The organism is Actinoplanes sp. NPDC048791 (genome assembly GCF_040650095.1).
In the GTDB taxonomy this organism is placed as follows: Bacteria; Actinomycetota; Actinomycetes; order Mycobacteriales; family Micromonosporaceae; genus Actinoplanes.
Window position 1 is genome coordinate 1 of record NZ_JBEZGQ010000308.1, and the last position, 8322, is coordinate 8322.

General features: G+C 73.0%; 9 protein-coding genes. 4 read left to right on the forward strand and 5 right to left on the reverse strand.

Going from position 1 to position 8322, the window contains the following annotated elements:
* The 3 genes from AB0C29_RS22155 to AB0C29_RS22165 form a co-directional block, all read left to right on the forward strand.
* Window positions 1-714, forward strand: a 714-nt coding sequence (locus AB0C29_RS22155) for an SDR family oxidoreductase (protein ID WP_360823031.1), incomplete at its 5' end; no start/stop codon positions are given.
* An 11-nt stretch (window positions 715-725) separates the two neighbouring features.
* Window positions 726-1862 carry an alpha/beta fold hydrolase gene (locus AB0C29_RS22160; RefSeq protein ID WP_360823033.1) on the forward strand — a complete coding sequence of 379 codons (1137 nt, stop codon included), beginning with the start codon at window positions 726-728 and terminating at the stop codon, window positions 1860-1862.
* Window positions 1859-2824 (forward strand): cyclase family protein, encoded by a 966-nt coding sequence (locus tag AB0C29_RS22165; protein ID WP_360823036.1) that lies wholly within the window; start codon window positions 1859-1861, stop codon window positions 2822-2824. Before AB0C29_RS22160 ends, AB0C29_RS22165 begins: the two co-directional genes overlap by 4 nt.
* A gap of 7 nt (window positions 2825-2831) precedes the next feature.
* On the opposite strand, the gene AB0C29_RS22170 is transcribed toward AB0C29_RS22165, so the two are convergent.
* Both AB0C29_RS22170 and tsaA read right to left on the reverse strand, forming a co-directional pair.
* On the reverse strand, window positions 2832-3767 hold the full coding sequence (locus AB0C29_RS22170) for a DUF2332 domain-containing protein (RefSeq protein WP_360823039.1): 936 nt from the start codon (window positions 3765-3767) through the stop codon (window positions 2832-2834).
* 10 nt (window positions 3768-3777) lie between these two features.
* Window positions 3778-4188: a tRNA (N6-threonylcarbamoyladenosine(37)-N6)-methyltransferase TrmO gene (gene tsaA, locus AB0C29_RS22175; protein ID WP_360823042.1), complete on the reverse strand. Its 411-nt coding sequence runs from the start codon at window positions 4186-4188 to the stop codon at window positions 3778-3780.
* A gap of 159 nt (window positions 4189-4347) precedes the next feature.
* Here tsaA and ligD point away from each other — a divergent pair, with 159 nt between their 5' ends.
* Window positions 4348-5526, forward strand: a complete 1179-nt coding sequence (gene ligD, locus AB0C29_RS22180) for a non-homologous end-joining DNA ligase (RefSeq protein WP_360823054.1) — start codon at window positions 4348-4350, stop codon at window positions 5524-5526.
* Between the two features lie 7 nt (window positions 5527-5533).
* Here the strand turns inward: ligD and AB0C29_RS22185 are convergent, their stop codons facing one another.
* The 3 genes from AB0C29_RS22185 to AB0C29_RS22195 all read right to left on the reverse strand — a co-directional run.
* The gene (locus tag AB0C29_RS22185; RefSeq protein ID WP_360823045.1) at window positions 5534-6001 is read right to left on the reverse strand and encodes a hypothetical protein; all 468 of its coding nucleotides are present in this window, start codon (window positions 5999-6001) and stop codon (window positions 5534-5536) included.
* Between the two features lie 73 nt (window positions 6002-6074).
* On the reverse strand, window positions 6075-7547 hold the full coding sequence (locus tag AB0C29_RS22190) for a family 43 glycosylhydrolase (protein WP_360823048.1): 1473 nt from the start codon (window positions 7545-7547) through the stop codon (window positions 6075-6077).
* Window positions 7548-7579: 32 nt separating this feature from the next.
* Window positions 7580-8322 (reverse strand): ATP-grasp domain-containing protein (locus tag AB0C29_RS22195; RefSeq protein ID WP_360823051.1); only part of this gene is annotated, 743 nt, incomplete at its 5' end.

Genomic DNA, 8322 nt, shown 5'->3' on the forward strand with positions numbered 1-8322 from the left:
GGCGCCGCCTCCGGCATCGGAGCCGCTGTGACCGCGTCGTTGCGCGACGGCGGCGCCGAGGTGGTCGCCCTGGATCAGCAGGCCGGAGACGGCGTACGGGCCTTCGACGTCCGCGACGAGCAGGCCTGGGCCGCCCTGGCCACCGGGCTGCGCGCCGCCGGGCCACCCGTACGCGGGCTGGTGAACTGCGCCGGCACCACCTGGCGGGCCCGGCTCGGCGACGTGAGCGTGGCCGCGTTCGAGCGGGTGCAGGCGGTCAACGTCCTCGGACCTCTGCTGGCCATCCAGGGCCTGGCCCCGCTGATGCCGGCGGGTGCGTCGATCGTCAACGTCGGCTCGCTGGCCGCCGTGCAGGGGCACTATCCGGTCGCGTACACGGCCAGCAAATGGTCGTTGCGCGGCGTGACGCACGCGGCGTGCCTGGAGCTGGGGCCGCGCGGGATCCGGGTGAACATCGTGCACCCCGGCTTCATCGAGACCCCGATGACGGCGTCGGCGGCCCCGGCGTTCCGGGACGCGGCGGTGGCCGGCACACCCCTCGGGCGGCCCGGGCTGGCCGCTGAGGTGGCCGCCGTCATCACCTTCCTGCTCAGTGACGCCGCGTCGTACGTGACCGGCGCCGAGATCCCCGTCGACGGGGGCGCCGGCTCGCACGGCGGCGCCAAGCCAGTCTCGGACGCGCTGCGTCCCGCCTACCTGTCCCCCGACTCCTAGAAGGACCCGCGATGTTCGAATACTTCCCGGGCAACTACGTCTGGAATCTCGGCGTGGTCGCCACGCTGAACAGCGGCGGGCTCATCGACGAGGTGGACCGCGCCTGCCGGCCGATCCGGGACGCCGCCACCCGGGGCTCGGACGTGGGCACCGCGGACTTCATGGCGGCCTGGACCGCCGTGGTCGACGACCTGCAGGCGCAGGCGATCGACGACGAGAAGGCCGGGCACAAGCGCGCGGCCGGCCAGAAGTACCACCGGGCGACGAATTATCTGGTGCAGGCCGAGCGGATGCAGAGCGCCCGCTCACCGCAGCGCCGGGCGGTCTACCAGCGCTGTCTCGACCTGATGCAGAAGACCTTCGACCTGCTGGACCCGGCCACCAGGCGGGTCGCCGTACCGTTCGAGGGCACTCACCTGCCGGCGTACTTCACCTCGGCGGGCCCCGGCGCGCCCTGCGTGATCATGTGGAACGGCCTGGACTCCACCAAGGAGCACATGTACGTCTCCGGCTTCCCGCGGGAGCTGGCCGCCCGCGGCATCTCCACGCTCATGGTCGACTGCCCGGGCAGCGGCGAGGCCCTGCGCTTCGGCGGCCTGACCGCCCGGGTCGAGAGCGAGGACTGGGCCGCCGCCTGCGTCGATCACCTTCTGGCCGTCGGTGAGGTGGATCCGGCCCGGATCGGGCTGGTCGGCTGGTCGCTGGGCGGCTACTTCGCTCCGAGGGCCGCCGCCTTCGAGAAGCGCCTGGCGCTGTGCGTGGCCTGGGGGGCCAACCACAACTGGGGCGCGGTGCAGAAGCGCCGGCTGGACCGCGAGGGTGAGAACCCGGTCCCGCACTACTGGGACCACGTGCTCTGGGTCTGGGGCGAGACCGACGTGCGGGCGTTCATCAAGAAGGCCGGGGCCGTACACCTCGACGGAGTGGTCGAGCAGATCACCGTGCCGTTCCTGATCGCGCACGGGGAGAACGACCGGCAGATCCCCCTGGCCTACGCCCACCGGTCGTACGAGCAGGCGGTCAACAGCCCGCGCCGCGAGCTGCGCGTCTTCACGCCCGCCGAGGGCGGCGCCGAGCACATCGGCCTGGACCACCTGCCGCACGTCAGCGTGTTCATCGCCGACTGGATCGCCGGGGAGTTCGCATGATCGACCGGACCGATCCGGAGGGGGCCATCGCCGCGGCGGCCAAGCGCTGCTCCAACTGGGGCCGCTGGGGCGCCGGCGATGTCCGCGGCACCATGAACTTCCTGACCGACGCCAAGCGGGCCGCGGCGGCGGCGCTGATCCGGCGCGGCCGCTCGTTCTCGCTGTCGCAGCGCTTCGAGATGGACGGCCCGCAGAAGGGCTGGCGGCGCCGGACCAACCCGGTGCACACCATGCTGGACACCGGCACCGACGCGGCCGCCGGCATCCAGGGCTTCCCGCACGGGCTCGGCGGCGCCGACGACGTCATCGCCATGCCGCTGCAGTGCTCGACCCAGTGGGACGGCCTCGGGCACATCTTCGACCACGGGGTGGCCTGGAACGGCCGGCCCGCGGGCGAGGTGGTGACCAGCCTGGGCGACGCCGTCACCGGCATCGAGACGGTCGCCGACGTCATCGCCGGGCGCGCGGTGCTGCTGGACGTGGGCCGGGCGATCGGCACCGACGGCGAACTGCCCGACGGCTTCGCCATCACGCGGGAACACCTGGCCACGACCATCGACCGGCAGGGCCCGTCGGCGGCGGTCGGCCGCGGGGACATCGTGCTGGTGCGGACCGGCCGGCTGGCCCGGGCCCGCCGCGAGGGCTGGGGCGACTACGCCGGCGGCCCGTCTCCGGGCCTGTCGTTCACGACCGCGGACTGGCTGCACGGCACGGAGATCGCGGCGGTCGCGACCGACACGTGGGGTTTCGAGGTACGCCCGAACGAGTTCGACGATGCGTTCCAGCCCCTGCACCAGGTGGCGATCCCGCACATCGGCCTGTTCCTGGGCGAGATGTGGGACCTGGACGAGCTGGCGGCGGACTGCGCCACGGACGGCGTCTACGACTGCTGGCTGACCGCCGCACCCCTGCCGGTGACCGGCGCGGTGGGCGCCCCGGTCAACCCGATAGCGGTGAAGTAGGCGCTGGTCAGCCGAACCACGTCAGCGCCTGGCCGTGGGAGCGGGTCCAGGCCAGCGGCTTGCCGTCGAGGGACAGCACGTTGTAGAGCGCGTCGTCCGGCGGGGCCGGCAGCCCGTCGTGGGCCAGGACCTCCGCGGCCTCGTTGGCCACCCAGTGTCCGGGCAGGGTGGTCACCAGCTCGGCGAACGCCCTCCGGCGCGGCTCCGGCACCTGGTAGAGCACCGAGGTGTGCAGCACCACGAGCGTCGCGCCGGCCGGGGCCCGGGCGGCCAGGGCCGGCAGGTCGTCGACCAGGTCGCCGCGGATCAGCAGCGGCGGGTCGGCGGCGGCGACAGCGGCGGCTTCCCGCAGCCGGGTACGGCGGTGCTCGTGCTCGGGCCAGATCAGGAAGTCGAGCCAGGCGACGTCCGCCGGATCGGTGACGTCCAGCGGGTTCAGATCCAGGCCCGCCCGCCACACCACCCGCGGGAGCGTGTCCGGGGGGACGAGTCCGGTCGCGGCGCATTCGAGGAGCGGCGTTCCGGTGCCGACGGTGTGGTCGCCGTAGCGGTACGCGTACCGGTCCGGATAGAGACACAGCCCGGCCGAAGCACCGACCTCGATCAACGCCAGGGGCTGCGGCAGCGCCGCCAGGACCGGCAGGAGGACGGCGCAGCGGCCCGGCTCGTTGGTCTGCGTGGCCCGGGTACGCATCCGCGGCTCGATCGCCGGCCAGTTCGCCCGCGCCCAAGCCCGGAACCCGTCCGGCTCCCGCACCGGCCCGCCGAGCGAGCGCACCACCCCGAACAGCAGGTTCGGCTGCTGTTTGTCCGGTGGCAGCGTGCCGATGAGGGCCAGCAGCCCGGCGTCGGCGGCGACCGCGTACGAGAGGCGTTCGTAGGTGGGCGAGATCCCGTGGGCCTCGCGGGCGGCGAACTCGGCGTACGTGTCGGCGATGGTCATGCTGTCCTGTCTACCGCTGCTCGACCACCGTCAGCACAGGCTTGATGTCGAGGACCGGCGTCCCGTCGAGCGCTTCGAGGGCCACGATGGTGACCACCCCCGCCGTGACCTCGGCGACGGTCACCTCGTGCAGGCCGATCGGATTCGGCCGGTCCTGGGACCGGGTGCTGAACACGCCCGTCTCCGCGCGTTCGGGATCGTCGCGGGGCCGCACCCGCAGCGTCGCGCGGTCGGCCCGGTCCAGCCAGGTCAGCACGATGACCCGGTCGCCGGCGCGCAGGTCCGCGGCGGCCGGGGCTGCCTCGGGAGTCAGCTCGATCCGTGCTCGCGGTGCGCCCTCGTCGGGCTGGCGCGGCGCCTGGCGCGGGTCGGTGAGCGGGGACCGCACCACCCCGATCGGCACCACGACGATGTCCGGCATCCCGGCCTCCCCCATGACGGTGAACCCGAGCCTAGGCGCTCAGCCCGCTGCGGACGTACCCGCCGGCCCGGTTCGCCGTCGGTCGGTCGAACTACACGGCAGTAGTTCACGGGCGGCCGTGTGGCCCTGATCAGCAGCGGGTAGCCCGAACGGGTGACCATGCCCGAGGTGATCCCGCCGATGCTGGCCGAGGCCGGGCCGCTGCCGGTCGGCGACGGCTGGTCGTACGAGTTCAAGTACGACGGCGTCCGCGCGATCTCCTATGTCCGCGACGGCGAGGTGCGGGTGCTGTCACGCAACAACAACGACGTCACGGCCACCTATCCGGAGCTCGGCGCGCTCGCCCACCTGCTCGCCGGCCGGGCAGCGATCCTGGACGGTGAGATCGTCGCGCTGGACGCCGGCGACCGTCCGTCCTTCGCCGAGCTCGCCAACCGCATGCACGTCGCCGCGCCCGGTCCGGCGCTGCTGGCGGCGGTGCCGGTCGTGTACTACGTGTTCGACGTGTTGTGGCTGGACGGCGAGTCGCTGCTGGACGAGCCGTACGACCGGCGCCGGGAGGTGCTCGCCGAGCTCGCCCTCGAGTCCCCGGCGGTGCGCACGCCGCCGTACTTCGCCGGGGTCGACGGCACGGCGATCCTGCGCGCGGCCGAGCTGGGCGGCCTGGAGGGCGTCGTCGCCAAACGGCGCACCAGCCCCTACCGCCCTGGCCGCCGGTCAGCGGACTCGTGGACCAAGGTGCCGCTCATCCGTACCCAGGAGGTTCTGATCCTCGGCTGGAAGCCGGGCGCGGGCCGCCGGGCCGGGACCATCGGCTCACTGCTGCTCGGGGTCCTGGACGGGCCGGGTGCCCCGCGGTTCGCCGGGCACGTCGGCACCGGCTTCACCGACGTCATGCTCCGGCAGCTGCAGGAGCAGCTCACGCCGCTCGCCCGCACCACGCCGCCGGTCTCCGACGTCCCCCGCGAACACGCCCGGCATGCCCACTGGGTCGAGCCGGTGCTGGTGGGAGAGGTCGCCTTCCGCAACTGGACACCTGACGGGCGGATGCGCCACCCCTCGTGGCGGGGCTTGCGGCCCGACCGCACGCCGGCCGAGGCGCGCCGGCCGCCGGCACCCACCGAACCCGCTCCGGCCGAGGTCGAGGGGGCGCTGGCCACGCCGGACGGCAAGTGGCGGGTCGAGGTGATCCGGCGGGACGGGCAACGCTCGTACCGCCTGCTGCACGCCGACAACGTGATCGACGGCCTGGACCTGGCCTCGGTGGAGCAACAGCTCGGCCGGGCCGGGGTCGATCTCGGCGACCTCGACGAGGCCCGCCGCTCCGGTGCGGCGTGACCGCCGGTCAGGAGTCCTGGCTGATCGCGAAGGCGATGAGGGCGATCAGGACGAGCGGGACCGCCAGCCCGATCACGGCGATCGGCCGCTGCAGCAGCCGCGGGCCGGGGTTCATCGGCGGCCGGCTCGGCCCGTACGGGTTGGGCTGCGGCGCGCCGAGGTTGGCCACCTGGCCCCGCCTGACCAGGTTGATCAGCACCGTGATCGGCGTGATGATCAGCGAAGCCCAGCCGTACCAGCCCTGGATCAGCGTGCGGGCGGTCATCGCGCGGAACGTGGCCAGCCCGCAGTCGCGGCAGAACGGGCCCGGCTGGCTCAGGAACCGCATCACGATGACGAAGCCCTGGTGACCGCGGAAGGTCACCGGCGCGGCGGGCACGCTGCCGCACATCCGGCAGGCGACGACCAGGAACTGGCCCTGGGCGGGGACTGCCTGGCCCGGGACGGCGGCGGACTGCTGCTGGGGGTAGGACACGACTCTCCTCGGGAACTCCGACGACGGCGGGGCCGCGTCAGGTTACTGAGTGATCGCCGTGTCCGCTGCCCCGCTACTCCAGGATGAAAGTGGCGTCCGCCCGGTCGGTCGCCGTCGAGACAGCCTGTACGTAGATCAGGTTGTCGTAGTGGCGCAGGTACCGGCCGGGGTAGTTGACCGACTCGAACGACACCGTCCCGCTGCCGGTCAGGCCCGGTCGCCGCGTGAAGCTGGCGTCGGAGCGGAAGGCCGCCGTGCCGTCGTCGCGGCGTACCCAGCCCTCGAAGTTGCTGTGCCGCAGGTAGTAGCCCGGGAAGTTGGTGGACTCCAGGGACACCGTCCCCCCGCCGGCCAGGCCCGGGACCAGGCGGAACTGGGAGTCCGCGAGCGGCTTGACCGCGGCCTCCGTACGCGCCCGGTACTCCCAGTGGCGGACGAAGCGGTCCGGGTAGTTGGCCGACTTCAGGCGTACCGGCGTGGCGCCGTCGGGCACCGGGATGCCGAAGTCGGGGGTGCCGTCGGCGTTCCAGTAGAGCTTCTGCACCCGGGTACGGCGGTTCGGGTCCTTGAGCGGATCGCCGTTGATCGTCGGGTAGTTGCGGTCGTGGTAGACGAGGATGTCGCTCTGGCCGTCCTCCGAGGTGGTGAAGGAGTTGTGGCCGGGGCCGTACTGGCCGGTGCCGGCGTTGCTGACGAAGACCGGGTCGGGGGTCTTGGTCCACGAGGACGCGCTGAGCAGGTTGCTGGTGGCCGAGGCGGTCAGCAGCCCCAGGCAGTAGTTGGCGTCCGTCGCGCTGGCCGAGTACGTCAGGAACACCCGGCCGTTGCGCTGGATCACCGCGGGTCCCTCGTTCACCTCGACCCCGCCCCGGCGTTCCCAGGCCAGCGTCGGCACGGCGATCCGCGTCGGGGTGCCGGTGATGGTCCACGGGTTGCTCATCCGGGCGATGTAGAGGTTGGAGTTGGTGTCGATGCCCGGCTCCGCCTGCGCCCAGACCAGATACCGCACGCCGTTGGTGACGAAGGTCGAGGCGTCCAGGGCGAAGGTCTCCCAGGACGTACGGATCTGGCCCTTCTCGGCCCAGGAGGCGGTGAGCGGGTTGGCGCCGGTGCCTTCCAGCACGTACATCCGGATGGCCCAGATGTCGTTGGTGGCGCCGGCGGCGAAGTAGACGTACCACTTGCCGTCGATGAAGTGGATCTCCGGGGCCCAGATGTGCGCGCCCATGATGCCGCTGGTGTGCCGGCGCCAGATCACCGTCTCCGGCGCGGTGGACAGGCCCTGGATGGTGGTGGCCCGGCGCAGCACGATGCGGTCGTACTCGGGCACCGTCGCGGTGAAGTAGTAGTAGCCGTCGGTGTGCTTGACGATGTGGGCGTCGGCCCGCTGGTTGACCAGCGGATTGGTGTACTGCACCGCGGGTGAGGCGGCGGCCGGCGTGGCGCCCGTCAACGTCGCGGCGAGGAGACTGAGGATCGCGGCGGCGGCAATCAGGGCTGGGCGCCACCGGCCGGACCGGGCGGGGGGACTCGCGGGGACGGTCATGCGGGCCAGTGTTAACGGTCACAACAATCGGGTCAAGAGCCGACCGCGGCGACCAAGGCATCGGCGGGCGTCGACACCGGACGGTCGCTCACCTGGCCGTCACCCACCTCGATGACCCGCCACACGCCGTCGGTGCGCAACGCGAGGTCCACGGTCACGAACGGCAGCCCCAGCCCCGCGATCACCGGGGTGACCGCGGCCAGGTCGAGCCCGTCCGGCGGCAGCTCGTCCGGGCTGTCCGGATGGGCGCTGACCAGCCGGCACTCCCCGCGCACCCACCAGGTACGGACCTCGGCCCCGGTGAAGTCCTCGAACCGGCGCAGCACGAACCCGCCGGTGAACTCGTCACCGCGCAGCTCCCGCAACCGGCTCGCCACCCGCCAGGCCGCCGCGGCGTCCGCGAGCTCCGGGACGTAGACCGCCTCGTCCCAGTAGTGCTTCATCGACTTCGTCCAGTCCCGGAGCACTGCCGGCCCCGCGCCGAGCCCGGCCCGGGCCGCGTCGAAGGCGGCGCGGTCGGCACCGGTCGTCCACGTCGTGTCCGGGGTGAAGCCGGCCAGTTGTCCGGCCCACCCCGGCAGCTCGTGGGCGCGGCGGTACTGCTCGGGATCCGTCCGCAGTGTCACCCCACGTCCGGCCAGAGCGTCGGCCATCTCCGCGTACCGGTCGGCCCCCAGCATCCAGCCCCGGTAGACGGCACCGTCACCGGCGGGCACGCGGGACACAGCGGCGTCCGCGGCGCCCGCGGCCAGCCCGTCGTGATCGACCAGCGCGA